Below are 25514 nucleotides of genomic sequence, written 5' to 3' on the forward strand. Positions count from 1 at the left end.
TCGGAAACCCGCGCCGATAGTCGCTTGCCCCCTCGTTTTCCTTGTGCTAGACGGAGCACGCATTTTGACAGGTCAGTCGCTTGTGGCCGCGAATTTCGCGGATCTTCGCACATGACCGTTCGATATTAACATCACGCAGGCGGCATTTCGCCGGTTTGCAATCGTCAACTGGTTCTGGACCAACACCCTGGTTCAGGCCATCGACAAGGGGACGCCAGACGTGGCCTCGCAACAAGCCAACGTTTCAGGGATTACGGGCCGGTATGCCCGGGCGCTTTTCGACCTTGCTGTCGAGAAAAAAGCGCTGGATACCGTCGAATCCGACCTTAAAACCCTCAGTGCCATGCTGGAGACAAGCGCCGACCTCCGCGCCTTCGTTGCTTCGCCGCTCTACAGCCGCGATCAACAGCTGAAAGGCATCGAGGCCATCGGCAAGCTTGGCAAGGTCAGCGACCTGACCCTCAAGTTTCTGGGTGTTCTGGCAGCGAATCGCCGCCTCTCGGCGATTGCCGGCACCATCAAAGCCTTCGCGGCGCTGCTTGCTGCCCATCGTGGTGAAGTCAGCGCCGAAGTCGTAAGCGCCCGCGCGCTGACGAAGAAGCAGCTCGACGCGCTGTCGAAGAAACTCAAAGCCGCCACGGGCCAAGATGTCGCCATCGACGCCCGCGTTGACGAGAGCCTTCTCGGCGGCCTCAAAGTACAAGTGGGCTCCCGTATGGTGGACAGCTCGCTCAAGACCAAACTCCAAAACCTCGCAATCGCCATGAAAGGGGTTCAGTGATGGATATCCGTGCCGCGGAAATCTCCAAGGTCCTGAAGGACCAAATTGCAAATTTCGGCGCTTCGGCCGAAGTGACCGAAGTTGGTACCGTTCTCTCCGTTGGTGACGGTATTGCCCGCGTTTACGGCCTGGATCAGGTTCAGGCCGGTGAGATGGTCGAATTCCCCGGTGGTGTGAAGGGCATGGCCCTCAACCTCGAAACCGACAACGTCGGTGTGGTGATTTTCGGCGACGACCGCGGTATTAAAGAAGGCGACACCGTAAAACGGACCGGCGCCATCGTGGACGTGCCCGTTGGCCGTGGCCTCCTCGGTCGCGTGGTTGACGGTCTCGGCAACCCGATCGACGGCAAAGGCCCGCTGACGGACGTTGTTCGCCAGCGCGTGGAAGTCAAGGCGCCGGGCATCATCCCCCGTAAATCGGTTCATGAGCCCGTGCAGACCGGCCTCAAGGCAATTGACGCCCTCGTGCCCGTCGGTCGTGGCCAGCGCGAGCTGATCATCGGTGACCGCCAGACCGGTAAAACCGCTGTAGCCATCGACACCTTCATCAACCAGAAATCGGTGAACAAGACCGCCAAGGATGACAAAGAGAAGCTCTTCTGCATCTATGTCGCCGTCGGCCAGAAACGTTCGACCGTTGCCCAGATCGTGAAGACGCTCGAAGAGCAAGGCGCTCTCGAGTACACGATCGTCGTGGCTGCAACCGCTTCGGAGCCTGCTCCGCTGCAGTTCCTCGCGCCCTATACCGGTGCGGCCATGGGTGAATTCTTCCGCGACAACGGCATGCATGCCGTGATCGTTTATGACGATCTGTCGAAACAGGCTGTTGCTTACCGCCAGATGTCGCTGCTGCTCCGTCGTCCTCCGGGACGTGAAGCCTACCCTGGCGACGTATTCTATCTCCATAGCCGCCTTCTTGAGCGCGCTGCGAAGATGTCGGATGAAAGCGGCGCTGGTTCGCTCACCGCTCTGCCGGTGATTGAAACCCAGGCTGGTGACGTGTCGGCCTACATTCCGACCAACGTGATCTCGATCACCGACGGCCAGATCTTCCTTGAGACCGAACTGTTCTACAAAGGTATCCGTCCGGCTATTAACGTCGGTCTGTCGGTATCCCGCGTGGGTTCGGCCGCTCAGATCAAGGCGATGAAACAGGTTGCAGGTTCGATCAAGCTCGAACTCGCCCAGTATCGCGAGATGGAAGCCTTCGCCCAGTTCGGTTCGGACCTCGATGCCTCGACCCAGAAACTTCTCAACCGTGGCGCTCGCCTGACGGAACTGCTGAAGCAGGGCCAGTTCTCGCCGCTGCCGGTAGAAGAGCAGGTTGTGTCGATCTTCGCTGGTGTGAACGGCTATCTCGATGCGATCCCGACTTCGGCCGTGACCCGCTTCGAAGAGCGTTTCCTCGCCGAGATGCGCGGCAAGCACGCTGACGTGCTCGCCACCATCCGCAGCGAGCAGAAGCTGTCGGACGGCACCATCACCAAGCTGAAATCGATCCTCGATACTTTCTCGAAGTCGTTCAGCTAAGTTAACGGATCCAATGGAGAAGGGCTGGACACATGCCAAGCCTTAAAGACCTGAAAGTCCGGATCAAGTCGGTCAAGTCGACGCAGAAGATCACCAAAGCCATGAAGATGGTGGCGGCTTCGAAACTGCGCCGTGCTCAGGAGGCGGCGGAAGCTGCCCGGCCGTATGCCGAGCGGATGGAAAAAGTGCTCGCGGGCCTCGGGCTGGCCGTCAAGGACCAGCCTGGTGCTTCGCCGCTTCTTGTCGGTACCGGCAAGGACGATGTTGAACTGGTGATTGTCGCCACCTCCGAGCGGGGCCTGTGCGGCGGTTTCAACACCAACATCGTCAAGGCTGCGCGCGCGCATATCAACAGCCTCACCGCTGCTGGCAAGACCGTGAAGATCCTTTGCATCGGCAAGAAGGGCTACGGCGTCCTGCGCCGCGAGTATGCCTCGAAGATCATCGGCACCAAAGACCTTGCCGGTGTGAAACGCCTCGGGTTCGCAGACGCGCAGGCTATCGCTACTGACGTCCTCGACATGTTCGAGCGCGGCGAGTTCGATGTGGCAACGCTCTTCTATGCCAAGTTCCAGTCGGCTCTCGTGCAGATCACCACGAAGCAGCGCCTGATCCCGGCGCCGCTTCCGGAAGCTGCCAACGAGAACATGACGGACGAGCTTGGCGGGGCGGTGTATGAATACGAGCCCGACGAAAGCGCGATCCTCGACGACCTGCTGCCGCGGAACGTGGCAGTGCAGGTATATCGCGGTCTCCTTGAGAATGCGGCGTCCGAGCAGGGTGCCCGGATGACGGCCATGGATAACGCCTCGCGGAACGCGGGCGACATGATCGACAGTCTGACGCTGACCTACAACCGGACGCGTCAGGCCTTCATCACCAAGGAACTGATTGAAATTATCTCGGGCGCTGAAGCGCTCTAAAGTTTGCACGAAGGAGTGTAGCGATGGCTGCCACCACCAATACAGGCCGCATTACCCAGGTCATCGGCGCCGTTGTCGACGTTCAGTTCGACGACCAACTGCCGGCTATTCTGAACGCGCTTGAAACCGAAAACAACGGCCAGCGCCTTGTTCTCGAGGTTGCCCAGCACCTCGGTGAGAACTCGGTTCGCACGATCGCCATGGACAGCACCGACGGTCTCGTCCGCGGCGAGCCCGTTCGTGACCTTGGCAAGCCGATCAACGTGCCGGTTGGCCCGGAAACGCTTGGCCGCATCATCAACGTGATCGGCGAGCCGATTGACGAGCGCGGCCCCATCGGCCACAAGCAGACCGCGCCGATCCACGCGCCGGCTCCTGATTTCGCCGACCAGTCGACCGAGCAGGAAGTGCTCGTCACCGGCATCAAGGTCGTGGACCTTCTGGCGCCTTACGCTAAAGGCGGCAAGATCGGTCTCTTCGGCGGCGCCGGCGTGGGCAAGACGGTTCTCATTCAGGAACTCATCAACAACATCGCGAAAGGCCACGGCGGTTACTCCGTGTTCGCCGGTGTGGGTGAGCGTACCCGCGAAGGGAACGACCTTTACCACGAGATGATCGATTCGGGCGTTATCAACCTCGAAGGCGACAGTAAAGTGGCCCTTGTGTACGGCCAAATGAACGAGCCTCCGGGAGCCCGTGCCCGCGTTGCCTTGACCGGTCTGACCCTCGCTGAATATTTCCGCGACCAGGAAGGCCAGGACGTGCTGTTCTTCGTGGACAACATCTTCCGCTTCACCCAGGCAGGCTCGGAAGTGTCGGCTCTCCTTGGCCGTATTCCTTCGGCCGTGGGTTACCAGCCGACGCTTGCCACCGACATGGGTGCGCTGCAGGAACGTATTACCTCGACCAAGAAGGGCTCGATTACCTCGGTTCAGGCCGTTTACGTACCCGCGGATGACCTTACCGACCCGGCTCCGGCTGCTTCGTTCGCCCACCTTGACGCAACGACGGTTCTGAACCGTTCGATCGCCGAGCTCGGCATTTACCCGGCAGTGGATCCGCTCGATTCCACGTCGCGTATTCTGTCGCCGAACGTTCTTGGCGAAGAGCACTACAAAGTGGCTCGTCAGGTTCAGGAAGTGCTGCAGAAGTACAAGTCGCTGCAGGACATCATCGCCATTCTCGGCATGGACGAACTGTCGGAAGACGATAAACTTGTTGTGGCCCGTGCCCGCAAGATCCAGCGCTTCCTCAGCCAGCCGTTCCATGTGGCCGAAGTCTTCACCGGTACGCCGGGTGAGTTCGTCCAGCTTGAAGACACCATCAAGGGCTTCAAGGCCATCGTTAACGGCGAATATGACCACCTGCCGGAAGCTGCCTTCTACATGGTTGGCACCATCGAGCAGGCAATCGCCAAGGCTGAAAAACTCGCACGCGACGCCGCCTGAGTGCGGCCCGCGGATAAGGGAACATCATGAGCGATACCCTGCATTATGAAATCGTGTCGCCCGAGCGTCTTTTGAAAGACGCCGAAGCGGCCATGATCGTGGTTCCGGGAGCGGACGGCGATTTCGGCGTGCTGCCGGGGCATGCGCCGATGATGTCGACCATCCGCCCGGGCGTTGTGGCGGTTTATGCCTCTGAAGGCGCCGCCCCCGAGAAGCTGTTCGTCAAGGGCGGCCTCGCCCAAGTCAGCCCCAAGGGCCTGACGATCCTCGCAGAGGAAACGATCAGCCTTGACGGTGTGGACACTGCAGAGCTCGCCAAGAAGATCGCCGATACCCGCGAGGATATCGCCGACGCCAAGGACGAGCTCGCGAAGGCGCATCTCGAAAAAGAACTGGACTGGATGCTGGCGCTTGCCGAAGTGGCAGCCTGAGGCTTCAGCCTGATGAAATGAAGAAGGGCGGTCCCGGTGGCCGCCCTTTTTGCTTTCAGCTTTTGTGCCTCACCGGGCCCTTGCCCCTTGGGGCTGCCTGTGTTGCAGGCCTCAGGCTCATCACTGTCATGATCATATCGACCGTTTGGCCGTCCGACGAAAGCGGCATGCCGATGGCATCGAAGCTGCGGTAATCGCGGTTCGCCCAGTCAAGCGGCAGGTCCGTGCTGAATGTGGGATGGCGTTCGTTCACCGTCAGTGCCAGTCGGGCTGCAGTGACCTCGCCGTTCGGCAATTCATCCATGAAAATACCGGTCGGGTCGTTTGGCAAGAGCTCGGCGAGCGCCGTACCGACCAACCGGTTGCGGAATCGCAGCGGATCGTGCAGCACATCCACCAGCACAACAAAGGGCAGGTAGGGCACCATGTCGTGCGGCGAGAAGTCGGCGCGCGAAGGCATGTCCCGATCACCCCGGCGTTCGCACCATAGTCGGAAGACATGAGCGCCGCCCGCCCAAGGCAGGTCTTCAGCGTCGAAATCGGTATGAATGATGCCGCCAGCTACCTCAACCGAGCGTCTGATCATGAACGAACTCCAACTCTCTCGCACAAGGTGACCCGGGCCGGCGGACGGCTGGGGCTCATATCAGAGTCCTACCGCATATTGCCGTTTCAGGAAAGGATCACGAAGCTGTTTCAGGGGAATAGTCAGACCTGCAACGGCCTGAGGTTGATCAGGATCAGAATCATGTCGATAGCTTCACCGGTCCGGCTTAGCGGCAGGTTGACCGAATCGAAAATGCGGTACGAACGATCAGCCCATTCGATGCTCAGGTCCTTCGCCATGATCGGTATGCGCCAATCAATGACAGCTTGAAGGCCGAGCATGGTCTGGTCGCCATTGTGCAGGTCCCTGATCAGCATCCCCGTTGGGTCGCGCGGGAAGAGCTCGGCAATTGCTGTGCCGACGAGCCGAATGCGGCAATCCTTCTTTTCAGGCAGATAATCAAGGAGCACAACATGGGGCAGCCAGCGCTTTAGCTCTACCGGTGTGAAGTCGGCCCGTGACGGGCAGTCGCGTTCGCCGCGGCGTTCGCACCATAACCGAAAAAAATCCTGGCCGGCCGACCAAGGGATTTCATTGTCGTCGAAATCGACCCAATGTGTGCGATGGGCCAGATGGACTGCCTTCGCGGCCATAAGTATCTCCCGCCTTGGCGGATATGATCCAGAAAGATGCGCCCGGTGTCAAATCCGACCGGGTGAACACAATTTGAGCCAACCCGAAAATGACTCTTGTCAGGGAGGGTGATTTGCCCCATATGCGGGGTATCTCAAAGTGCACGTGCCACGGCGCTTAGTTTCCGCAAGGTCAGTACGGGCAACGACACGGCGAGCTTTCGCGAGTTGGTTCCGGTCGCCACTTGGCCGGTCTGATTTTTGGAGGCCCCGTAGTGTCCCCGATCCTTGCCAAAGGGCTTGCTTGCCCTGATCCCGTCATCTTTTCAGGTCAGGAATCTGCCATGGGCGGTACCGCGCACGGATTTGCGCGTTATACTGGTCTCATGCATGCGCTCTATAGTGCCACCGCCTGCTGTCAGGCGGCGGGCACCCAGGCGGCGTGAGCTGCCGACCATTCGAAAGGGGCATGAGACCCCACAAAAGATAACTCCGGTCCAGGAAAAGAATGCCATGGCTTATGCCCTTCAGTCCGAACGCAGCCGCCGCCGAGTGAATGCCTATCGCCGCGCCCTTTATCACGGTGCGCCGCTTTATCATTCCGTAGCCGAAATAATCGGCGATGTGGCCGATGATGATTCGGTGCATGTGATCCGCCCGAATGTGATCGCCGAACGCGCCCGTGCCTTTGTGGCCGGTTCGCCGGGAGAGGTGCTGTTTGCCGTGAAGGCCAACCCGCACCCGGCCGTGCTGCAAACCATCTGGGAAGCCGGCGTGCGCGGCTTCGATGTTGCTTCGATGGGCGAGATCGAGCTGGTATACAGCCTGTTCCCCACAGCCCGCATGTGCTTCATGCACCCGATCAAATCCCGGCAATCGATCCGCCGGGCCTATGCGCTTGGTGTGCGCGACTTTGCCTTCGACCATATCGACGAGCTGACAAAGATCGTGGAAGAAACGGGTGGGGCCAAGGACCTCGGCTTGCTTCTCCGCCTGTCACCCCGCTCGTCGGGCGCGGCCTATGCGCTTGCCGGCAAGTTCGGCGCGACCGTGATGGAATCCCAGTTGCTGCTGGAAAAGGCCCGTCCGCTTGCTGCGCGGCTGGGGCTGACCTTCCATGTCGGCAGCCAGTGCATGATCCCCGAGGATTATGCCTCCGCCATCGCCATTGCGGCCGAGCTGATCCGGGTGACCGGTGTGAAGGTCGACATGCTGGATGTGGGCGGCGGTTATCCCGTCACCTATCCGGGTATGACCCCACCGCCCCTGCAGGACTATTTCGATGCCATTGAGGCAGCGGTGAAGAAGGAAGGCCTCACGCACCTGTCGCTGGCGCTGGAGCCCGGCCGGGCGCTTGTCGCGGACGGCGGTGCCACGCTCGCCCGGATCGAGATGCGGCGCGACCAGATGCTGTATCTGAACGATGGTGTCTATGGCAGTCTTTTCGATGCCGGTACGCCGCGGTGGCGTTTCTCGACCCGTCTGTGGCGCGACGGCAAGCTGGTGGAGGGCGATGAGGAAGCCTTCGGTTTCTTCGGCCCCACCTGCGACAGCATCGACCGTATGGAAGGCCCTTTCATGCTGCCCGCCGACGCGCAGGAAGGCGACTGGGTCGAGGTGATCGGGCTTGGAGCCTACGGCCTCACCATGACCACGCAGTTCAACGGCTTCCACCAGGGGCCGATTGTCGCGCTGATCGATAATCTCTGATCATTGAAAATGGCCACCCCGGACATGATCCGGGGTCCAGCCTCTCTGTCACTGCAACCGGATGCCGGGTCAGGCCCGGCATGACGGGCAGGTTTATTTCAGGAAAGCCCCGAACTCGTCCACAAGCGCCTCATAGATGGGGCGTTTGAACGGAACAATCTCGTCGACGAGTGCTTTCGCGTCCGTCCAGCGCCAGCGGCTGAATTCGGGATGCTCGGCATCAATGTTGATGTCGGCTTCATTGCCGGTGAGCCGCATCAGGTACCAGTGCTGGATCTGGCCTTTGTATTTGCCGCCCCAGGCTTTGCCCAGAAGATGCGGGGGCAGGTCGTAGGCGAGCGGGGCTGGCGTGCGGGCGATGATTTCGACGGCGGCCGCGGAAAGTCCGATCTCTTCCTCAAGCTCGCGCAGGGCAGCTGTATCCGCTTCCTCGCCTTTGTCGATCCCGCCTTGTGGCATCTGCCACGCGCCCGGCGTGTCTATCCGTTCACCGACGAAAATCCTGCCCTCGTCATTGATCAGCATGATCCCCACGCAGGGGCGATAGGGCAGGTCACTCATGGGAAGATCCTCAATTGACCGGCTGGCGGTCGGCAATCGCGGTGACCGGCACGAGGATGAACCCGCGCTCGGCAAGACCGTCCGCCCACTCCTTCAAGACACCGACGGTGATCGGATAGGGCCGCGCGATGCCAAGGGCTGCGCCTACGGTGCGGGCGCGGTTCTCCAGCAGCAGCAGTTCCTGCCGCATGGCAGCGGCCTCGAGCGTTTCGTCCACAAAGCCGTTGTTGATGGCAACCGGCAGGCTCATGCCGCGGGCCATGCTGGCTGCACGGGAATAGCGCGTGGTGCGGGCGTCCACGAACAGGAGGCCCCGCCGCTCGACAGCCTCGAGGATCGGTTTCAGCGAGTCGGCCGCTGCCGTGAAGCGCGAGCCCATCTGGTTGAGGACCCCCACATAGCCGGTGAACTTGGCCATACTGGTCTCGAGAAGGCGGGTATTCTGGCGCAGGTTGTTCCCGGTGAGGAGCGCGAGCGCGCCGGGGTCCATCTGCGGATATTCGATGGGCTCCATCGGCAGCAGCAGCAGGGTTTCATGGCCGTGCTCGCGCGCCGCCTTGGTCCAGCGGTCAAGGTCGCTGCCATAAGGTGAGAAGGCGAAGGAGACGGCGCCGGGCAGGCCGGTGATTGCCGCTTCGGTTGTTTTGGCGCGCAGGCCCATTTCACTGACGATGATGGCGATCCGCGGCGTTGTCTCATCCGCCGGGTGCGGGCTGGCATACCGTTCCATCGGGGTCATGCCGTCGCTGCCGCGTTTGGGCAGCGGGCCGAGCGGGCTCTGCTCGATCAGCGCGTCATCAACAAGCGTTACCCCTGCGGGCTCGGGTGTGGATGCGGGTTCGGTATGGCTTGTGTCCGCTGTCTCGTGTCCGGCAGGTGTTTCTTCCGGCTGTGCGGCATGGTCGTCTGCCTCGTCTGCCGGGGCAGATGCTTCAGGCTTGGATGTCGGTTCGTGTGTCGGTTCTTCGTGCGCGGCGGGCGGGGTCGCGAGGAACTCGATCCCCATGAACCCGCCAACGACGAGGATCAGGCTGAGCGCCCACGCGATCAGGATGGCGTTGAGGCTGGACGGCACGCGGCAGGCTTCCTTCTGGCTGGCAGCTTCGGGCTAGGCTTGTCAGCCCTGTTCGTCATGGGGGCCGGCGTCCGCCACCTGAGGGGTGGGTAGCGCCGACATATCCTTCAGGAGCTTGATGGCATATTTGAGCTGGCGGTCCACCGGCGGGGTGGCGGCCTCCCCCTCTGCTGCGTCGCCCTCAGCGGGTTCGGTCGCGGCAATCGGGTTCAGCTTCGGATCTTCTTCTTCCTCTTCACCCGCACGGTCCACCGTCGATTGCTCGTTATGGATCGAGTTGTTCAGGTCGCCTTCGCGCCGCAGGTTGGGGCGGTGGCCATCATTGAACACATAAAGGTCGGGCTCGATCCCGCGCTCCTGGATCGACCGGCCGGACGGGGTGTAATAGCGCGCCGTGGTCAGGCGCAGGGCCTGATCGCCGTTACGGCCAAGGCGAATTTCGCTTTGCACCGTGCCCTTGCCGAAGGTCTGGTCGCCAACGAGCACGGCGCGGCGGTGATCCTGCAGCGCGCCGGCCACGATCTCGGACGCGGACGCCGAATAGGCATTCACCAGCACCACGATGGGCATGCCGTCCAGCATGTCCCCGGCGGTGGCGTACCAGCGGTTATTGTTCTGGCGGCGACGTCCGCGGGTGGAGACGATCTCGCCGCGATCAAGGAAATCGTCCGACACGCGGATCGCTTCATTCAGGAGGCCGCCCGGGTTGTTCCGAAGGTCAATGATCAGGCCGTCCATCTTGTCGCCAAGCTGGGCTTTCAGTTCCTTGATCGAGTTTTCAACGCCGTCGCCGGTTTGCATGTTGAAGGTAGTGATGCGCAGATAGCCGATGGTCTCATCTTCCACGCGGTGCCGCACGGAGCGGACGAGGATCTTGTCGCGCATGATTTCATAATCATGGCTGCCTTCCTCGCCTTCGCGTACCACGGTGATCTTGATCATCGAGCCGATGGGGCCGCGCATCTCTTTCACTGATTCGGTGAGTGTCTTGCCGATCACCGATGTGCCGTCGATATGGGTGATATAGTCGCCGCCCTTGATGCCGGCTTTCTGGGCCGGGGTATCGTCGATGGGTGAGACAACCTTCACAAGGCCGTTGTCCATCTGGACTTCAAGGCCGAGGCCGCCATATTCGCCCTCGGTCTGCACACGGACCTGCTGGAAAACTTCGGGGTTCAGGTAAGTGGAGTGGGGGTCGAGCGAGCGCAGCATGCCCTGGATCGCGGCCTCGATCACTTCCTTGTCGTCGACTTCATCCACATATTCGCTGCGGACGCGCTGGAACACGCGCATCAGAAGGTCAAGCTGTTCATAGACATCTTCGGAGGATTTGGCGGTGGCTGTTTCCTCGGCCATCGCCGGGAAAGCGCCAAGGGCCATGGGCGCCATCATCAGCGCGATTGCTGCCCGTTTGAATGAAGTCCTCATTGCCTACTACCTTCTTTCTTCTTGAGGGCGCCCTGATCCCTGGAGGATCAGCGTCTGCCCCGCCCGGCCGCAGCCGTTCGCTTGGCGAGCCAGGGTTCGGGGTCCACCGGCTTCCCGCCCTGCCTCAGTTCCAGATACAATTCCGTCGGTCCGCTGGTCCCGTCACCAAGGGTTCCGACCGGTTCACCGCTCAGCACCTTCTGGCCAACCTCGGCCGTCAGGACCTGCATCCCGGCAATCAGGCTATGGTAGCCGCCGCCGTGGGCGATAATCAAGAGCTGCCCATAGCCCCGGAAGGGTCCGGCGAACACAATCTGGCCGTCATGGGGGGCAACCACCTGTCCGCCCGCCCGGCCATCGATGCGGATACCCCGTGCATGACCCACGCCCTCGACCTCGCCGAAGCGGACCTTGATCCGTCCGGTGACGGGGTAGGGAAGGGTGCCTTGGGCCGACGCAAACTCCTTGCCATCCAGCGGGGCGGTGGGGCGCGGCACCGGCACCGGGGCGTCCTGCAGGCGCGCGAGGCGCTCGGCCTCTGCGCGTTCCTCCGCCGCCTTGGCTTCAAGTTTTTCGATCAGGTCGCGCAGCGACGTGGCTTCGCGCGCCAGCTTGGCGAGCTTGGCAGCCTCGCTTTTGGCGGCCGCACTAGCCTCGGCGGCCACAGCGGCGCGTTCCTCATGGAGCGTGGCAAGCTCGGCGCGCTCACCCGCCAGTTTCTCCACTGTACCCTTGAGCGCCAGCCGGTCGGCCGAGAGATCGGCCTGCACGGCATTCAGGGCTTCAAGCTCGGCCTTCAGGGCACCGGCCAGCCGGTCGATCTCGGGCACCAGTGTACCCATGACGGCGGCACTGCGCGCTGTTGTGATTGCCTCGTTGGGCTGGAGAAGGGCGGTGGCGGGAGGCTTCAGGGCGAGGCGTTCAAGGGCGGCGAGCAGGCCCACCAGCTCGTCCCGCCGTTTGCCAAGGGCTTCCCGCTTGTTCTTTTCCTCGACCTCCAGAAGCGCGATCTTGTCTTCAAGGTCGGTCGCCGACGACTCGGTCGTCTGGATACGCTTGGCAACGGTCACCATCCGGGCGGCCAGTTCCGCGGCCTCGCGCTCCGCCTTGGCGGCTGCTTTCTCAAGCGCCGCCTTGCGTTCTTCGGCGGTTTTTATCTCGCCTTCGATGCTTTTCAGTTTGCTTGCCGGGTCGCCGCTTTCCTGCGCCGTGGCAGGCAGCGAAAGGCTGCCAAGCGCCGCGAGGCCGGTACTGAGGAACAGAAGGGCGAGGCGGCGCTGCAGCATGGTCAGGCGCTGGCCCTCGCGGCCTTGGCGCCGATCAGGCTTTTGCCTGTCATTTCGGCAGGCTGGTCGAGCCCCATGAGCGCGAGCATGGTGGGGGCGACGTCCGACAGGGCCCCGTCATGGATCGCCACGTCACGGTTCACCAGAAGGGCAGGGACATCGGTTGTCGTATGCTGGGTGTGGGCCTGGCCCGTTGCTTCATCCAGCATTTCCTCGCAGTTGCCATGGTCGGCGGTGACGATCATCGCGCCGTCCACCTTCTTGATTGCAGTCTCCAGCCGTGCGAGGCAGGCATCCACGGCTTCAACAGCCTTGATGGCGGCCGAAAGGTCGCCCGTGTGGCCGACCATGTCGCCGTTCGCGTAATTGACGATGATGGCCCCGTATTTGCCGCTTTCGATCGCTTCCACCAGCCGGTCGGTCACTTCGGGAGCCGACATTTCGGGCTTCAGGTCGTAGGTCGCCACGTCCGGCGACGGGATCAGGATACGGTCTTCGCCCTCGAACACGGCTTCCGAGCCGCCGTTGAAGAAGAAGGTGACATGGGCATATTTCTCGGTCTCCGCGATGCGGAGCTGCGGGATATGGTTGCGCGCCAGAATTTCGCCGAAGCTGTTTGTCAGTTCCTCGGACGCGAAAATGGCAGGCACAAATTCGTTCAGCGCCACCGAATATTCGACCATGCCGGCAACAGCGGCGAACTTGACGATAGGGCCACGATCAAAGCCGTCAAACGCCGGATCGACAAGGGCGGTGAGGATCTGGCGGGCACGGTCGGCGCGGAAATTGGCCATCAGGAGGCCGTCGCCGTCCTTCATGCCGGAATAATCGCCGATCACGGTTGCCTTGACGAACTCGTCATTTTCCTGCCGCGCGTAAGCAGCCGACAGGGCGCTAAGCGCGCTTGGTGTCGTGTGGATACCCTGGCCCTTCACCATGGCATTGTAAGCTTGCGAAACGCGGTCCCAGCGCTTGTCGCGGTCCATCGCGAAATAACGGCCGGTGACGGTGGCGATTGCGGTGTCGGCACAGCCAGCGATCTTGGCTTCGAAATCCGCGAGGAAGGCTTCGGCCGAGCGCGGTGGTGTGTCGCGGCCGTCAAGGAAGGCATGAATGCGCACCGGGATACCGGCAGCGGACAGTACCTTGGCGAGCGCCACCATATGGTCCTGATGGCTGTGCACGCCGCCGGGTGACAGCAGCCCCATCACATGGGCCGCACCACCCGAGGCCTTGAGCTTGGCGACATAATCATCAAGCACCGGCATTTTGGCGAGGCTGCCATCGGCGATCGCGGCATCGATGCGGGGCAGGTCCTGCATCACCACGCGGCCGGAGCCGAGGTTCATGTGGCCAACCTCCGAGTTGCCCATCTGCCCTTCCGGCAGGCCGACGGCGAGGCCGGAGGTGGCAAGCCATGCGCGTGGCACGCTGTTCCAAAGGCGGGTGTAGGTCGGGGTCTTGGCAAGCTTGATTGCGTTGTTGGCGCTTTCCTCGCGGTAGCCCCAGCCATCCAGAATACACAGAACCACCGTTTTGTAAGCCACGGTCATTTCTCCTCGTTCGGGACGGCGGGGAGGGGCCGTCCCCTGTTCGTTCCCGGGCTTCAGTCCCGGTGATACGGGTGCCCGGCCGTGATCGACCACACCCTGTAAAGCTGCTCGGCAATCATCGCGCGCACCAGCATGTGAGGCCAGGTGAGCGTGCCAAGCGCGAGGGTGAGATCCGCCCGCTGCCGCACGCTTTCATCAAGGCCGTCGGCACCGCCGATAATGACAGCAAGACTGTTAAAGCCCTGACCCGACCAGCCGTCAAACTTTTTCGCGAGATCGCGGGAGGAAAGGTGCTTGCCGCGCTCGTCAAGGGCTATCACCACCGCGCCGTCCGGCACGGCGGCGAGGATGCGTTCGGCCTCGCGCGCTTTCCGCTCGTCGGCGGATTGCGCGGGCTTCTTGATATCAATTTCATGGATATCGAGCCGCCACGGCAGGCGTTTCTGATAGGTCGAAACCAAGTCCTGCTCCGGCCCGCGTTGCATGCGGCCGACGGCTATCAGGGTAATGAACACGTCTCATCTCTCCGTGGCAATCGGGTCTTCCTCGGTGCCGCCTGCTGCGGCATCCGTTTCCTTCCTGCCACTGGCGACCGCGTCAGTTGATCGCGTCGCTGCCCTCAAGATCGGTCGCCCACATCTTGTCGAGATTGTAGAAGTGGCGAACTTCAGGGCGGAAGATATGCACGATCACATCGCCGGCATCGATCAGGACCCAATCGGCCTGCTCGAGACCTTCGACGGCAAGGTCCTTGTGGCCAATCGCCTTCAGGCCCTTGACGACATAATCGGCAAGTGCGGCGACATGGCGCTGCGAGCCCCCGTTCGCGATGACCATATGGTCGGCGATGGAGGTTTTTCCCTTGAGGTCGATTGCGTTGATTTCGGTCGCCTTGTTTTTATCAAGGCAGTCGATGACGGTGCTGAGGATGTCCTTCGTGGAAAGGACCGGGCCGTTGTTGACGCTAAGCGTCTCCATGTTGGCGAGCAATGAGTTCTCCTTTCATAAAGCCTCCGCATACCATTTTGGACCCGACTGGCGGCGGATGGCACTGGCCGATGCAGGATGCCTTGGAAGTGTTACAAAACACCATGCGGGCGGCCGGGCACGGACAAGTCTTTGGGGCTTCACAAGAAACCGGCCAAAACGGCGGGCAATCCCGCCTCCGTGCCTGTGTCGAGCATAGCCCGGACGGTCGAAAATCGCAATGGTGACAGCGTGGGGAATCTCGCTCCAGCGCTGCCAGCGGTCGAAGCTTGCCATATTGTCGGCACCCATCAGCCACACGAAGCGGGTCAGCGGCATGCGGGCCTTTAATGCCTCGATCGTATCCGCCGTGAAACGGGTGCCGAGGCGTTTCTCGATATCGGTGGCGCGCATGCGGGGCGGGCGGGCAATCCTGCCCGCAGATTTCAGCCGTGCCGGGAATGGGGCCATGTCGCTCGCCGCATCCTTCAGCGGGTTGCCGGGGCTGACCATCAGCCACACTTCGTCAACGCCGAGGCGTGTGAGTGCTGCCTTCGCGATATGGGCGTGACCGTCGTGCGCCGGGTTGAAGCTGCCGCCATAAAGCCCGATGGTGCGACCGCGCGACCGGGCCGCATCACGGTAAAGGGATAAGCCGCCTTTCAAGGACGGACCTGCCCGGTGCCGCGCACCTGGTATTTGAAGCTCGTCAGCTGTTCCAGTCCCACCGGACCGCGTGCATGGATGCGGCCGGTGGCGATGCCAATCTCGGCGCCCATGCCGAACTCGCCGCCATCGGCAAACTGCGTAGAGGCATTGTGCATCACGATGGCACTGTCCACCTGCTTCAGGAATTGTTCGGCGGCGGCGATATCCTCGGTGAGGATGCTTTCGGTATGGCCCGACGACCAGGCGCCGATATGCTCCACAGCACCCGGCACCCCGCCCACAAACTTGGCCGAGATGATAGCGTCCAGATATTCTGTGCGCCAGTCTTCATCCGTTGCCGGTTTCACGCGGGGGTCAAGCGTAACGACTTCCTCGTCGCCGCGCACTTCGCAGCCTGCATCCAGCAGCGCCTTCACAAGGCGCGGTGCGAAATCGCGGGCGCGGCGGTCGATCAGCAGTGTTTCAGCGGCGCCGCAAATGCCGGTGCGGCGCATCTTGGCGTTCAAAAGGATTCTCTCCGCCATGTCGGGGTTGGCGGCACCATCCACATAAACGTGGCAGATGCCTTCAAGGTGCGCGAAGACGGGCACCCGGCTTTCCTTCTGCACACGGTCGACAAGCGAGCGTCCGCCGCGCGGCACGATCACGTCGATATAATCGGACATGCCAAGCATGGCGCCGACGGCGGCCCGGTCGCGCGTCATCACCAGCTGGATGGCATCTTCAGGCAGGCCGGCGTGGCCAAGACCTTCCACGAGCTTGGCGTGAATGGCTTTGGAGCTTTCAAAGCTTTCGCTGCCACCACGCAGGATCACGGCATTCCCGGCCTTCAGGCATAGGGCGCCGGCATCAGCAGTCACATTCGGGCGGCTTTCATAGATCACACCAATCACGCCGAGCGGGGTGCGCACGCGTGCGATATTCAGGCCGTTAGGGCGTGTCCAGCTCGAGGTAACCTGACCAACCGGATCAGGCAGGTGGGCGATGGCCTCCAGCCCCTTGGCGATGCCTTCGATGCGTGCATCATCCAGCTTCAGCCGGTCGATCATCGCAGGTGTCAGGCCCTTGGCTTCAGCGGCGGCGCAGTCGCGGGCGTTGGCAGCTAAAAGGTCTGCCTTGCCTTGCCGGATCAGTTTGGCGGCGGCGATGAGGGCAAGGTTCTTGGCTTCCGTTGGCGCGTCTGCAAGCACGCGTGCGGCGGCACGGGCACGTTTGCCCATGGCCTCCATATCCACGGTGGTTGCAGCGTCAGTCATGGTCGCCTCCTCAAAATCCGGACTAGAATATCACCATATCGTCGCGGTGGACGAGGGCAGAACGCCCCGAGTAGCCAAGGATACTGCTGATTTCCTTGATCTGGCAGCCCTTGATCTTGTCCGCCTCGACGGAACCATAGGCTGCGAGCCCTTGCCCCACCAGATGCTGGTGGCGGTCCAGAAGGGCAATCAACGAGCCGCGATTGAAATTGCCGTCAACGCCGGTCACGCCGGCCGGCAACAGGCTGGCGCCACCCCGGATGGCGGCAACGGCGCCGTCATCCAGATGCGCGAAGCCCTGCGGCGCCATCAGGCCCCGGATCCAGCGCTTGCGGATGGTCAGCGGGTCTTCGCTGGCGATGAAGATCGTGTGGCGTTCACCGTCAATCAGGCGCCCGACCGGGCGTTCGGCCTCGCCCTTGGCGATGATCATCGAACAGCCGCCCGCCATGGCAATCTTGGCGGCGGCAAGCTTGGTGATCATGCCGCCGGTGCCGGCGGTTGTCGCCCCCGGCGGGCCCGCCATCGCGTCGATTGCAGGCGTGATCTTTTCAACGACCGAAACGAAAGGCGCATCGGGGCTCTTCCGCGGGTCGGTTTCATAGAGGCCGTCGATATCCGAAAACAGGATCAGGAGATCGGCACCTGTGAGGTGCGCAACACGCGCTGAAAGGCGGTCGTTATCACCAAAGCGGATTTCGGTCGTCGCTACCGTGTCGTTTTCGTTGATGACAGGGACAATGCCACGATCGAGGAGCGTCTCAAGCGTGTTGCGGGCGTTCAGGTAACTCGGCCGTTCTTCAAGGTCATCAAGGGTGAGGAGGATTTGCCCCACCACAATATCGCGCTTGGCGAACACGTCCTGATAGGCACCGGCGAGGCGGATCTGGCCGACAGCGGCGGCGGCCTGCGCGTCTTCCAGCCGGTCGGGACGCGTGGAATAGCCGATGGCTTCACGCCCCATTGCGATGGCGCCGGAGGATACGAGGATCACCTGGATGCCGCGCGCCTTGAGGGCAGCCACGTCATCGGCCAGCGAGTTCAGCCACGCTTCGCGCACGACGCTGCGGTTGCCATCGATCAGCAAAGCCGAGCCGATTTTCAGGACGATCCGGCGGGTGTCCTTTAGTCTGTCGCTGAATGTGGTCATTTGGCCGTGGCCCCTCGAAATTACGGGGGCACAGCCTAATCAGAGGGGCGACCAGCCGCCAGAGGAATCTTCGTCCTCACCGACTGTTTTTACTGCCTTTTCGCCTTCCTTGGCCGCACGTTCGGCGATCCGGCGGGCGCGGTCATCCGCAACAACTTCCCAAAGGGCCGCGAGCACCTTCTGCACGCCAAAGCCGGTGGCACCCGAAAGCGGGATAACTTCGCAGTCGGTGACCTCGGCCAGCTCGTTCATCTTTTCCTCGATAAACTCTTCCGGGATGGCGTCGCACTTGTTGAGGCCGATGATCATCGGCTTGTCCAGAAGGCCGGCGTCATAAAGGTCCAGTTCTTCCATGATCGTCTCGTACGCACCCTGGATATCATCCTGCGTGGCGTCGATCAGATGCAGGAGAACGCCGCAGCGCTCCACGTGGCCGAGGAAACGGTGGCCAAGGCCCACGCCTTCGCTGGCGCCTTCGATCAGGCCTGGGATATCGGCGAGCACGAACTCGTGGCTCTTGAAGCCGACAACGCCAAGCTGCGGGGCAAGCGTGGTGAAGGGGTAATCGGCGATCTTCGGCTTGGCGGCAGATACGACCGACAGGAAGGTCGACTTGCCGGCGTTCGGCAGGCCCACAAGACCGGCGTCCGCGATCAGCTTCAGGCGCAGCGTAACCCAGCGTTCCTCTCCCGGGTGGCCGGGGGTCGCCTTGCGCGGTGCGCGGTTTGTCGATGTTTTAAAATGGGTGTTGCCAAGGCCGCCGTCGCCGCCTTTGCAAAGCACGATGCGGTCGCCAAGATTGTCGAGGTCGGCAATCAGGAAGTCTTCGTCCTCGTCGAAAATCTGGGTGCCGACGGGTACCTGAAGGATCACATCAGGGGACGAGGCACCGGTACGGTCGCGGCCCGAGCCGTTCTCGCCCTTGCGGGCCTTGAAATGGCGGGCGTAGCGATAGTCGACAAGCGTATTCAGGCCGTCCACGGCCTCGACGATGATATTGCCGCCCTTGCCGCCATCGCCGCCATTGGGGCCGCCATATTCGATGAATTTCTCGCGCCGGAAGGCAACGCAGCCGTTGCCGCCATCGCCGCTTTTCACAAAGATTCGCGCTTGATCGACAAATTTCATGGCGTGGGTTCCATCCGGTACTCGGGGCGCATCGCTCCCGTATCATAAGGAAAGGGGTGGACGTTTGCCCACCCCTTCCGAAACTTCAGGTGCTGCCGAAGCAGCGCGCGCCTCAGGCGTCGGTGCCGTAAACCGAAACGTAGGACTTGCCGCCCGTCGATTTCGAGAACTTCACCTGACCTTCGATCAGCGCGAACAGGGTGTGGTCCTTGCCCATGCCGACGTTGTCGCCCGGATACCATTTGGTACCGCGCTGACGAACGAGGATGTTGCCGGCGAGAACATTTTCACCGCCGAATTTTTTCACGCCCAGACGGCGACCGATAGAGTCGCGGCCGTTACGGGAACTACCACCAGCTTTTTTGTGAGCCATTTGGTTACTCCTTCAATCCCAGCCGCTTATTCAGCTGCAGCTTCTTCGGTTTTCTTTGCGGTCTTCTTGGCGGCAGCGCCAGCGATACCAGTGATGCGCAGAACGGTGATCTCTTGACGATGACCACGCTTGCGGCGGTAGTTCTGGCGGCGCTTCTTTTTGAAGACGATGATCTTCTTGTCTTTCTTCTGCTCAAGAACGGTAGCGGTCACGTTAGCGCCTTTGAGGGTGGGTTCGCCAACCTTCACGCCTTTGTCGTCACCGACCATCAGAACTTCATCGAGGGTGATGGTTGCACCAGCGTCGCCTGCCAGTTTCTCAACCTTGATCACATCGCCCTCGGCAACGCGGTATTGCTTACCGCCCGTCTTTACGACTGCGAACATGTCTGTTCCTTCCATATATCGCCGCAGCAAACCGGGCGGGTCTCGGACCCTGATGGTTGCCGGGATTTCTCCCGGGCGCCCCCGCACTTTGGGCGGTTTCCGCAGGCCTTTTTCAAAGCAAAAGCAGCGGCGGGTACACAAGTGCCCCGTCGCTAACCGGCGGGACTATACGGATAACGCCCCCAAAGTCAAGCGAGAGCGGGGATTATTTGGTGCTTATTTGCGCGCTGTGGCGCTGACAAGCACACCGGCGAGCGTGTAGAGCAGGAGTCCCGCCAGAAAGACATAGCCACCCCATGCCAGCACATCGGCATCGATATGCTCGAAAATGTTGCCGGCATACTGGCGCAGCGGATCGGAAACCGCGTCCTTCAGCTTGTCCATCAGGGCATTGTCTTCCTTGCCCATGTCTCTCAGCATCGGCCACAGAAGCACACCCCACGCAAGCGCGGGGCCGAGGATCGCGAGCGACCGCTTGCGCAGGCGGATAAGTGCGGGCGCCAGGGCCGCAGCCACCAGCAGCACATAAACATCGGGATTGTTGATGTCATAATAGCTGACGGTGCCGACCATGCGGAAATCAAACATGGGTACGAAGCAGCCAAGCACGAGCAGGAACGCGCCGGCGAATGTCAGGGAATCAAGCTTGGTGTTCATGGAAAAGTCCGATCAATGAATTCTGGATCATATGGTTCAAGCCACCAGTTTTAGGCATGGCGGATTGATCGGGCAAGAGCCTGTGAAAAGGGCGGCGGAACTATTCATATGTTCCTGCCGCCCCTGTCTTTTCAGATATGCCTGTTGCGGATCAGTAGATGATGTCCGCGTCGACCACGGTTTCGAGTGTCAGCCCCATCAGGACGATGCTCGTATTGCCGCCAGTGTCGACAGAAAGGGCAGTCGCCCCGTCCACATCGATCTCCTCGGCATTGGCGAGCAGGTCTTCAAGGGTTTCGAAGTCGCGCGTGCTGTTCGAGAGATCGAGTGTGTCAACGCCGATTTCGAAGTCAAGGATCAAGTCGTCACCCGGTGCGCGGGTGACGACGAACAGGTCGGCGCCTTCGCCGCCTACAAGTGTGTCGTCGTCCTTGCCGCCATAGAGCGTGTCGTCGCCCGCACCGCCGTCGACTGAATCATTGCCATCGGATCCATAAAGGCCGTCGTTGCCATCATTTCCCAACAGAATGTCTTCGCCCCAGCTGCCGCCGAGTTGATCGTCGCCGTCGCTGCCGACCAACGTGTCATCGCCCTGTCCACCGTACATTTGGTTGCCGACCGTATCGCCCGCTATGATCTCGTCCAGATCGACCTGGTCGTTGCCGTTCGTATCTGCCCAGCTGCCACCAATCAGCAGATCGTCGCCAAGCGAGCCGAAGACAGCATCATTTCCCCCATTGCCGATGAAGATATCATTCCCGAGGCCGCCGCCGAGGACGTCGTCGCCATCGCTACCGACGAGGGTGTCGTCACCCTTGCCGCCAAACATTTTGTTTTCGGCGGTCTCACTGAAGTCAATTTCATCCATGTCGACCTTTTTGTCGCCATTGGTATCGGTCCAGTTACCCGCAACCAGAAAATCATCACCAAGTCCGGCATATATCTGGTCGAAGCCGGAGCCGGCATTGCTGCCGAAATCGTCACCAACCAAAATGTCGTTGCTGTGACCTCCGTTCAGGATGTCGTCGCCTTCCCCACCGGCATAGATGTCGTTCGATGTTTTGGCACCGGAACCGGAGGCGATCCGGTCATCGCCGGCGCCGCCGAGGACGGTATCGTCGCCGGCGCCACCCCAAAGTTTGTCATCGCCGCCTTGGCCGTCCATGTAATCGTCACCGCCGTTGCCGAGGGCGATCTCGTCAAGATCGGTGCCAGTAAACTCGTCATCGCCCCTGGTGCCTTGAAAATGAAGCTCGTCTCCGTCGTCTTCATCTTCGTCTTCATCATCGAAGTCGAATGCTGCTGCGGTGAGGTCTGCAAGCGTCAGCCCTTCAAGGCGCAGGCTGCGCGTGTCCGAGAAGGTGAAAACGACACCGCCATCGGTGTCGGCGCCGGTTGCCATGAGCGCTTCGAAGCTGGTGATACCGGCAAGGCCATCAAAGTCGATGATGTCGCCCGCTGCGATATTGAAATCGGTGATCACATCATGGCCAGCACCGAACTCGAATTTGTCGGCACCGTCACCACCAGTCAGCGTATCGTCGCCACTCTGGCCCTCGAGTGTGTCGTTGCTGCCGAGCGCCGAAATCACGTCGTGGCCATCACCACCTTCAATCTTTTCGTTCGCGGCCGTGCCGGCAAGGGTGTCGTCGCCGCTCGTGCCTTCGATGTCTGCCATCATCTGTCTCCGATAAATTGATACTGACGCCTCCATGCGAAACTGCCATTCGTCGGAAGTGTCCCGTGTGGGGATGACGATCCGGCGGCGGCAGTTAATGAAAGGTTAAGGAGTCAATTCGGCAGAAATTAGGCTCAAGTACCAATTTTTGACCGGGCTGCAGAATTTATTTGCAGAGGCGCGCCTTGGCGGCGGCATATTCGTCGGCGAGTCGGTCGACAAGTGCGGCCGCCGGGACGGTGGCCTTCACCGCGCCGATCCCTTGGCCGCAGCCCCAGATATCGCGCCATGCTTTCGATTTCGAGCCGCCGCCGGAGCCGAAGGCCATCGCCGAAGGGTCGCTTTCGGGCAGGTTTTCGGGGTCCATGCCGGCTTTCACGATCGAGGGCTTCAGATAGTTGCCATGCACGCCGGTGAAGAGGTTGGTATAGACGATATCGTCCGCCATGCTGTCGACGATCATCTGCTTGTAGGCCGGGTCGGCGTTGGCTTCATCGGTTGCGATGAAGGCTGAGCCGATATAGCCGAAATCGGCGCCCATGGCCTCGGCGGCAAGCACGGCACCACCCGTGGCGATGGAGCCAGAAAGGGCAAGGGGGCCGTCGAACCATTCGCGGATTTCCTGAATGAGTGCGAAGGGCGACAGGGTGCCTGCGTGGCCGCCTGCACCCGATGCCACGGCGATCAGGCCATCAGCGCCTTTCTCGATGGCTTTTTTGGCGAAGCGGTTGTTGATGATGTCATGCAGCACGATGCCGCCATAGCTGTGGATCGCTTCATTCACATCTTCACGGGCGCCGAGCGAGGTGATGATAACGGGCACCTTGTATTTCACGCATAGTTCCACGTCTTCCATCAGCCGGTCGTTCGTCTTGTGGACGATCTGGTTGACCGCGAAGGGTGCCGAGGGACGGTCGGGGTTTTTCTCGTCCCATTCGCCAAGCTCATCCTCGATCCGTTTCAGCCAGTCCTCGAGCACCGGCTGCGGGCGCGCGTTGAGGGCAGGGAAGGAGCCGATCACACCGGCCTTGCATTGGGCGATCACCAGTTCGGGCCCCGACACGATGAACATGGGCGAGGCAATGACAGGCAGCCGCATCCGGCTTTTCAGTTTCTCGGCAATCGACATTTATCAAACTCCCCTGACCAGTAATTGCCACGAGGCTAGTTTGGGGCGGGGCAGGCGGCAAGTCCAAAAAAGAGGGGCGGTGCCGGCCGTGCGCCGAAACCGCCCTCAAGGTTGGGGTTTTTAATAGAAAGGAAAGCGGTCAGCTTGCTTTCGGCAGGCAAACCAGGATTTCGGAGCGGACGCTCCGGACCGATACAATCTGCCGCATCTTGTTGGCGAGATTGGTGGCGGTATCGTCGGCAACATCATGGGTATCCAGCTGGATATATTGCTGGCCGTCCTCGCTCATGCGCGCCATCAGGCTGTCGCAGGGCACGCCCTTGACGTTGAAAATCTCGAGAATGCGCGCCAGCGTCGAGGGCTCATATTCGGCCTGCACCGAAAACCGGGCGCGGGTGTTGCTCGTGAAAACCATGACTATCTCCTTCTCTGGCTCGCTGCCGCCCTCGGGCTCTCCCGGGGCGCTTCTCGTCATGGCCGGGATCATAAGCACATTTGTGGTGGAAAAGGTCCCTGAATGAGGCGATAATCGGCCGTCTTGTGAGAAATTGTCTCGGTAAGTATTCATATATGAGAAATATGTGTCATGACGCTTGATGCCCTCGATACCCGCATCCTGACAGCCCTGCAGGAAGATTCGCGGATCCCCCTGAATGATCTGGCCGAAAAGGTGGCTTCCTCGCGCTCGGCCGTGTGGCGGCGCATCCAGAAGCTGGAGGCCGACGGGGTGATCAAGAACTATACAGTGATCCTCGACCCCGAGAAGGTGGGGCTCGGCGTCATGGTATTCGCGAGCGTCAAGATGCAGGCGCATAGTCGCGATAGCCTGCCGCACTTTCTCGAGAAGGTTCGCGAGTTTCCGGAAGTGATCGAATGCCACACCCTGATGGGCGACATTGATTTCCTCATCAAGATCCGGGTGAAGGATGTGACGGCCTATGAAACCTTTTTCTGGACCAAGCTCAGCCAGATTGACGGCGTGCGCGAGATCAGCTCCTCGATCGCGCTGACGGCGGTGAAGAACACGACAATGCTGGCGCTGACGCCTGCTGGCTGACGTTCATCCTAAAGGTCGCTCGCCGCCAGCCGCACCGCGAAGGCGCCAAGGATGGTGCCGGTGATATAGCGCAGCGCCGCCTTCACGCGACGGGTTGCGGCGATTTTGGCGGCGGAACGTGCGACGACGATGGCGACGGTGGCGTTCACCGCGGTGCCGGAAAGATTGAACAGCAGGCCGAGCGTCATGGTCATCAGCGCCGGGTGTGCAGCCTCATGCGGCACGAACTGCGGGATGAAGGCGAGGAAGAAAAGCCCGACCTTTGGATTGAGGAGATTGACCATCAGCCCTTGCAGGAACGGATTGCCCTTGCGTACGGGGGCGGCTTCCTTGGCGGCCTCTGCCGTTTCCGTTTTCTTCGCCGGCCTCAGCATCTGAAAGGCCATGAAGCCAAGATAAAGCGCCCCGGCGATCTTGAGGACGGTGAGCGCGCCCGGCAGGGTGGCGAGAAGCGCCGTGATCCCGAAGGTCGCGAGCCCTGCGTGCACCAGACAGCCGGTGGCGACGCCGAAGGCGGCCATCAGCCCCGCTTTCATGCCGCTGCGGCCGGAGGTTGTCGCCACGAAGGTCATGTCCGGGCCCGGCGTGACCGACAGCGCGAAAACGGCCAGCATGAAAGGGATCAGGATACTCGTTTCGGGCAACATGGCGGGGGCTCCTCGGGGGCTTTGGTGGGGCGAGCCTCGCAGAGCCTGAAGGGCGCTTCAAGCAAGGAAAAGCATGGCGTCAAAAAAGCGCATTTTTCCTCTTGCGGCACCCCCTTTGTTGCTATAGGTTCCGCCCCCGTCGCCAACCCCATGGGCGACAGCTCAAGCGAGGCGCGGAGAGGTGCCAGAGTGGTTGAATGGGGCGGTCTCGAAAACCGTTAAACCCGCAAGGGTTTCGAGGGTTCGAATCCCTCTCTCTCCGCCAGCTTGACCCATCCCCTATAAGGATAGTCTTTTTGGATGACAGATGCTGGTCTGTCTTAGCGGCCATTATGCATGACAATATGCAGTTGGGGCCGGCTGAGGGCGCATGGTCGGATGCGGCGATAGCCTAACACCTGCGAGGACTCATCGGTCATTTGCTCAGTTGGCTGCAACAGAATGTCAGGGCCTTTTGATTGTTCGGCAGGCTACCCGACGAATTGCGGATTCTACGAATTCGGGAACATGT

27 protein-coding genes and 1 tRNA gene are annotated in these 25514 nt (G+C 61.2%); 8 read left to right on the forward strand and 20 right to left on the reverse strand.

From position 1 onward, the window contains the following. The first annotated feature begins 220 nt into the window (after positions 1 to 220). From OU694_RS14530 to OU694_RS14550, 5 genes are read left to right on the forward strand one after another with little or no spacing between them, the layout of a single operon-like run. A complete protein-coding gene (locus tag OU694_RS14530) occupies positions 221 to 781 on the forward strand; it encodes a F0F1 ATP synthase subunit delta (protein WP_308911734.1) in 561 nt (186 codons plus the stop codon). Then, entirely contained in the window at positions 781 to 2313 is a 1533-nt protein-coding gene (gene atpA, locus OU694_RS14535; RefSeq protein ID WP_308911735.1) for a F0F1 ATP synthase subunit alpha, read from the forward strand. Before OU694_RS14530 ends, atpA begins: the two co-directional genes overlap by 1 nt. 32 nt (positions 2314 to 2345) lie before the next feature. Continuing rightward, positions 2346 to 3236 carry a F0F1 ATP synthase subunit gamma gene (locus OU694_RS14540; RefSeq protein WP_308911736.1) on the forward strand — a complete coding sequence of 297 codons (891 nt, stop codon included), beginning with the start codon at positions 2346 to 2348 and terminating at the stop codon, positions 3234 to 3236. Positions 3237 to 3259: 23 nt separating this feature from the next. Then, entirely contained in the window at positions 3260 to 4684 is a 1425-nt protein-coding gene (atpD, locus tag OU694_RS14545) for a F0F1 ATP synthase subunit beta (RefSeq protein WP_308911737.1), read from the forward strand. 26 nt (positions 4685 to 4710) lie between these two features. Further along, positions 4711 to 5115, forward strand: a complete 405-nt coding sequence (locus OU694_RS14550) for a F0F1 ATP synthase subunit epsilon (RefSeq protein ID WP_308911738.1) — start codon at positions 4711 to 4713, stop codon at positions 5113 to 5115. Positions 5116 to 5170: 55 nt separating this feature from the next. Here OU694_RS14550 and OU694_RS14555 read toward each other — a convergent pair whose 3' ends face one another. Both OU694_RS14555 and OU694_RS14560 read right to left on the reverse strand, forming a co-directional pair. After that, positions 5171 to 5701 (reverse strand): PAS domain-containing protein, encoded by a 531-nt coding sequence (locus OU694_RS14555; RefSeq protein ID WP_308911739.1) that lies wholly within the window; start codon positions 5699 to 5701, stop codon positions 5171 to 5173. Positions 5702 to 5823: 122 nt separating this feature from the next. Beyond that, positions 5824 to 6315 (reverse strand): PAS domain-containing protein, encoded by a 492-nt coding sequence (locus OU694_RS14560; protein ID WP_308911740.1) that lies wholly within the window; start codon positions 6313 to 6315, stop codon positions 5824 to 5826. 492 nt (positions 6316 to 6807) lie between these two features. On the opposite strand from OU694_RS14560, the gene OU694_RS14565 reads away from it, so the two are divergent. Then, a complete protein-coding gene (locus OU694_RS14565; protein WP_308911741.1) occupies positions 6808 to 8004 on the forward strand; it encodes a type III PLP-dependent enzyme in 1197 nt (398 codons plus the stop codon). Positions 8005 to 8097: 93 nt separating this feature from the next. Here OU694_RS14565 and OU694_RS14570 read toward each other — a convergent pair whose 3' ends face one another. From OU694_RS14570 to OU694_RS14650, 17 genes are all read right to left on the reverse strand, one after another. Further along, complete coding sequence (locus OU694_RS14570) at positions 8098 to 8565, reverse strand: RNA pyrophosphohydrolase (protein ID WP_308911742.1); 468 nt, start codon at positions 8563 to 8565, stop codon at positions 8098 to 8100. 10 nt (positions 8566 to 8575) lie between these two features. Next, positions 8576 to 9640, reverse strand: a complete 1065-nt coding sequence (locus OU694_RS14575; RefSeq protein ID WP_308911743.1) for a divergent polysaccharide deacetylase family protein — start codon at positions 9638 to 9640, stop codon at positions 8576 to 8578. 42 nt (positions 9641 to 9682) lie between these two features. Further along, positions 9683 to 11068, reverse strand: coding sequence for a S41 family peptidase (locus tag OU694_RS14580; RefSeq protein ID WP_308911744.1), 1386 nt, complete (start codon positions 11066 to 11068; stop codon positions 9683 to 9685). 47 nt (positions 11069 to 11115) lie between these two features. Then, the gene (locus tag OU694_RS14585) at positions 11116 to 12354 is read right to left on the reverse strand and encodes a murein hydrolase activator EnvC family protein (protein WP_308911745.1); all 1239 of its coding nucleotides are present in this window, start codon (positions 12352 to 12354) and stop codon (positions 11116 to 11118) included. Between the two features lie 2 nt (positions 12355 to 12356). Continuing rightward, entirely contained in the window at positions 12357 to 13907 is a 1551-nt protein-coding gene (gpmI, locus tag OU694_RS14590; protein ID WP_373460407.1) for a 2,3-bisphosphoglycerate-independent phosphoglycerate mutase, read from the reverse strand. 53 nt (positions 13908 to 13960) lie between these two features. Beyond that, complete coding sequence (rlmH, locus tag OU694_RS14595; protein ID WP_308911747.1) at positions 13961 to 14422, reverse strand: 23S rRNA (pseudouridine(1915)-N(3))-methyltransferase RlmH; 462 nt, start codon at positions 14420 to 14422, stop codon at positions 13961 to 13963. A gap of 82 nt (positions 14423 to 14504) precedes the next feature. Continuing rightward, a complete protein-coding gene (rsfS, locus tag OU694_RS14600; protein WP_373460409.1) occupies positions 14505 to 14897 on the reverse strand; it encodes a ribosome silencing factor in 393 nt (130 codons plus the stop codon). A gap of 12 nt (positions 14898 to 14909) precedes the next feature. Then, complete coding sequence (locus tag OU694_RS14605; protein ID WP_308911748.1) at positions 14910 to 15539, reverse strand: nicotinate-nucleotide adenylyltransferase; 630 nt, start codon at positions 15537 to 15539, stop codon at positions 14910 to 14912. Continuing rightward, positions 15536 to 16798, reverse strand: coding sequence for a glutamate-5-semialdehyde dehydrogenase (locus OU694_RS14610; RefSeq protein WP_308911749.1), 1263 nt, complete (start codon positions 16796 to 16798; stop codon positions 15536 to 15538). Before OU694_RS14610 ends, OU694_RS14605 begins: the two co-directional genes overlap by 4 nt. Before the next feature lie 22 nt (positions 16799 to 16820). Then, the gene (gene proB, locus OU694_RS14615) at positions 16821 to 17948 is read right to left on the reverse strand and encodes a glutamate 5-kinase (RefSeq protein WP_308911750.1); all 1128 of its coding nucleotides are present in this window, start codon (positions 17946 to 17948) and stop codon (positions 16821 to 16823) included. Between the two features lie 39 nt (positions 17949 to 17987). Beyond that, a complete protein-coding gene (gene obgE, locus OU694_RS14620) occupies positions 17988 to 19076 on the reverse strand; it encodes a GTPase ObgE (RefSeq protein WP_308911751.1) in 1089 nt (362 codons plus the stop codon). Positions 19077 to 19188: 112 nt separating this feature from the next. Continuing rightward, a complete protein-coding gene (gene rpmA, locus OU694_RS14625) occupies positions 19189 to 19449 on the reverse strand; it encodes a 50S ribosomal protein L27 (protein ID WP_308911752.1) in 261 nt (86 codons plus the stop codon). Between the two features lie 26 nt (positions 19450 to 19475). Then, positions 19476 to 19835, reverse strand: coding sequence for a 50S ribosomal protein L21 (gene rplU, locus OU694_RS14630; RefSeq protein ID WP_308911753.1), 360 nt, complete (start codon positions 19833 to 19835; stop codon positions 19476 to 19478). A 216-nt stretch (positions 19836 to 20051) separates the two neighbouring features. Further along, positions 20052 to 20492 carry a hypothetical protein gene (locus tag OU694_RS14635; RefSeq protein WP_308911754.1) on the reverse strand — a complete coding sequence of 147 codons (441 nt, stop codon included), beginning with the start codon at positions 20490 to 20492 and terminating at the stop codon, positions 20052 to 20054. Positions 20493 to 20643: 151 nt separating this feature from the next. Further along, complete coding sequence (locus OU694_RS14640; protein ID WP_308911755.1) at positions 20644 to 22170, reverse strand: calcium-binding protein; 1527 nt, start codon at positions 22168 to 22170, stop codon at positions 20644 to 20646. Positions 22171 to 22336: 166 nt separating this feature from the next. Further along, complete coding sequence (locus OU694_RS14645) at positions 22337 to 23299, reverse strand: NAD(P)H-dependent flavin oxidoreductase (protein WP_308911756.1); 963 nt, start codon at positions 23297 to 23299, stop codon at positions 22337 to 22339. A 139-nt stretch (positions 23300 to 23438) separates the two neighbouring features. Further along, complete coding sequence (locus tag OU694_RS14650) at positions 23439 to 23714, reverse strand: ACT-like domain-containing protein (protein ID WP_308911757.1); 276 nt, start codon at positions 23712 to 23714, stop codon at positions 23439 to 23441. Positions 23715 to 23885: 171 nt separating this feature from the next. Here OU694_RS14650 and OU694_RS14655 point away from each other — a divergent pair, with 171 nt between their 5' ends. Further along, a complete protein-coding gene (locus OU694_RS14655) occupies positions 23886 to 24356 on the forward strand; it encodes an Lrp/AsnC family transcriptional regulator (RefSeq protein WP_308911758.1) in 471 nt (156 codons plus the stop codon). Between the two features lie 8 nt (positions 24357 to 24364). Here OU694_RS14655 and OU694_RS14660 read toward each other — a convergent pair whose 3' ends face one another. Then, positions 24365 to 25003: a LysE family translocator gene (locus tag OU694_RS14660; protein WP_308911759.1), complete on the reverse strand. Its 639-nt coding sequence runs from the start codon at positions 25001 to 25003 to the stop codon at positions 24365 to 24367. A 175-nt stretch (positions 25004 to 25178) separates the two neighbouring features. Here OU694_RS14660 and OU694_RS14665 point away from each other — a divergent pair. Beyond that, positions 25179 to 25268 (forward strand) — tRNA-Ser (locus tag OU694_RS14665). Positions 25269 to 25514 lie beyond the last annotated feature (246 nt).

It is taken from the genome of Pseudokordiimonas caeni (genome assembly GCF_026719705.1).
Taxonomy (GTDB): domain Bacteria; phylum Pseudomonadota; class Alphaproteobacteria; order Sphingomonadales; family Kordiimonadaceae; genus Gimibacter; species Gimibacter caeni.

Excerpts from the sequence above, each read along its gene's own strand:
- OU694_RS14550 (WP_308911738.1), top strand. The coding sequence starts at position 4,711 with ATGAGCGATACCCTGCATTATGAAATCGTGTCGCCCGAGCGTCTTTTG.
- OU694_RS14560 (WP_308911740.1), bottom strand. The coding sequence starts at position 6,315 with ATGGCCGCGAAGGCAGTCCATCTGGCCCATCGCACACATTGGGTCGAT.
- OU694_RS14640 (WP_308911755.1), bottom strand. The coding sequence starts at position 22,170 with ATGGCAGACATCGAAGGCACGAGCGGCGACGACACCCTTGCCGGCACG.
- OU694_RS14540 (WP_308911736.1), top strand. The coding sequence starts at position 2,346 with ATGCCAAGCCTTAAAGACCTGAAAGTCCGGATCAAGTCGGTCAAGTCG.
- OU694_RS14660 (WP_308911759.1), bottom strand. The coding sequence starts at position 25,003 with ATGTTGCCCGAAACGAGTATCCTGATCCCTTTCATGCTGGCCGTTTTC.
- proB (WP_308911750.1), bottom strand. The coding sequence starts at position 17,948 with ATGACCACATTCAGCGACAGACTAAAGGACACCCGCCGGATCGTCCTG.
- atpA (WP_308911735.1), top strand. The coding sequence starts at position 781 with ATGGATATCCGTGCCGCGGAAATCTCCAAGGTCCTGAAGGACCAAATT.
- OU694_RS14555 (WP_308911739.1), bottom strand. The coding sequence starts at position 5,701 with ATGATCAGACGCTCGGTTGAGGTAGCTGGCGGCATCATTCATACCGAT.
- OU694_RS14585 (WP_308911745.1), bottom strand. The coding sequence starts at position 12,354 with ATGCTGCAGCGCCGCCTCGCCCTTCTGTTCCTCAGTACCGGCCTCGCG.
- OU694_RS14610 (WP_308911749.1), bottom strand. The coding sequence starts at position 16,798 with ATGACTGACGCTGCAACCACCGTGGATATGGAGGCCATGGGCAAACGT.
- OU694_RS14565 (WP_308911741.1), top strand. The coding sequence starts at position 6,808 with ATGGCTTATGCCCTTCAGTCCGAACGCAGCCGCCGCCGAGTGAATGCC.
- OU694_RS14635 (WP_308911754.1), bottom strand. The coding sequence starts at position 20,492 with ATGAACACCAAGCTTGATTCCCTGACATTCGCCGGCGCGTTCCTGCTC.
- atpD (WP_308911737.1), top strand. The coding sequence starts at position 3,260 with ATGGCTGCCACCACCAATACAGGCCGCATTACCCAGGTCATCGGCGCC.
- OU694_RS14570 (WP_308911742.1), bottom strand. The coding sequence starts at position 8,565 with ATGAGTGACCTGCCCTATCGCCCCTGCGTGGGGATCATGCTGATCAAT.
- gpmI (WP_373460407.1), bottom strand. The coding sequence starts at position 13,907 with ATGACCGTGGCTTACAAAACGGTGGTTCTGTGTATTCTGGATGGCTGG.
- OU694_RS14650 (WP_308911757.1), bottom strand. The coding sequence starts at position 23,714 with ATGGTTTTCACGAGCAACACCCGCGCCCGGTTTTCGGTGCAGGCCGAA.
- obgE (WP_308911751.1), bottom strand. The coding sequence starts at position 19,076 with ATGAAATTTGTCGATCAAGCGCGAATCTTTGTGAAAAGCGGCGATGGC.
- OU694_RS14655 (WP_308911758.1), top strand. The coding sequence starts at position 23,886 with ATGACGCTTGATGCCCTCGATACCCGCATCCTGACAGCCCTGCAGGAA.
- rpmA (WP_308911752.1), bottom strand. The coding sequence starts at position 19,449 with ATGGCTCACAAAAAAGCTGGTGGTAGTTCCCGTAACGGCCGCGACTCT.
- rplU (WP_308911753.1), bottom strand. The coding sequence starts at position 19,835 with ATGTTCGCAGTCGTAAAGACGGGCGGTAAGCAATACCGCGTTGCCGAG.
- OU694_RS14580 (WP_308911744.1), bottom strand. The coding sequence starts at position 11,068 with ATGAGGACTTCATTCAAACGGGCAGCAATCGCGCTGATGATGGCGCCC.
- OU694_RS14645 (WP_308911756.1), bottom strand. The coding sequence starts at position 23,299 with ATGTCGATTGCCGAGAAACTGAAAAGCCGGATGCGGCTGCCTGTCATT.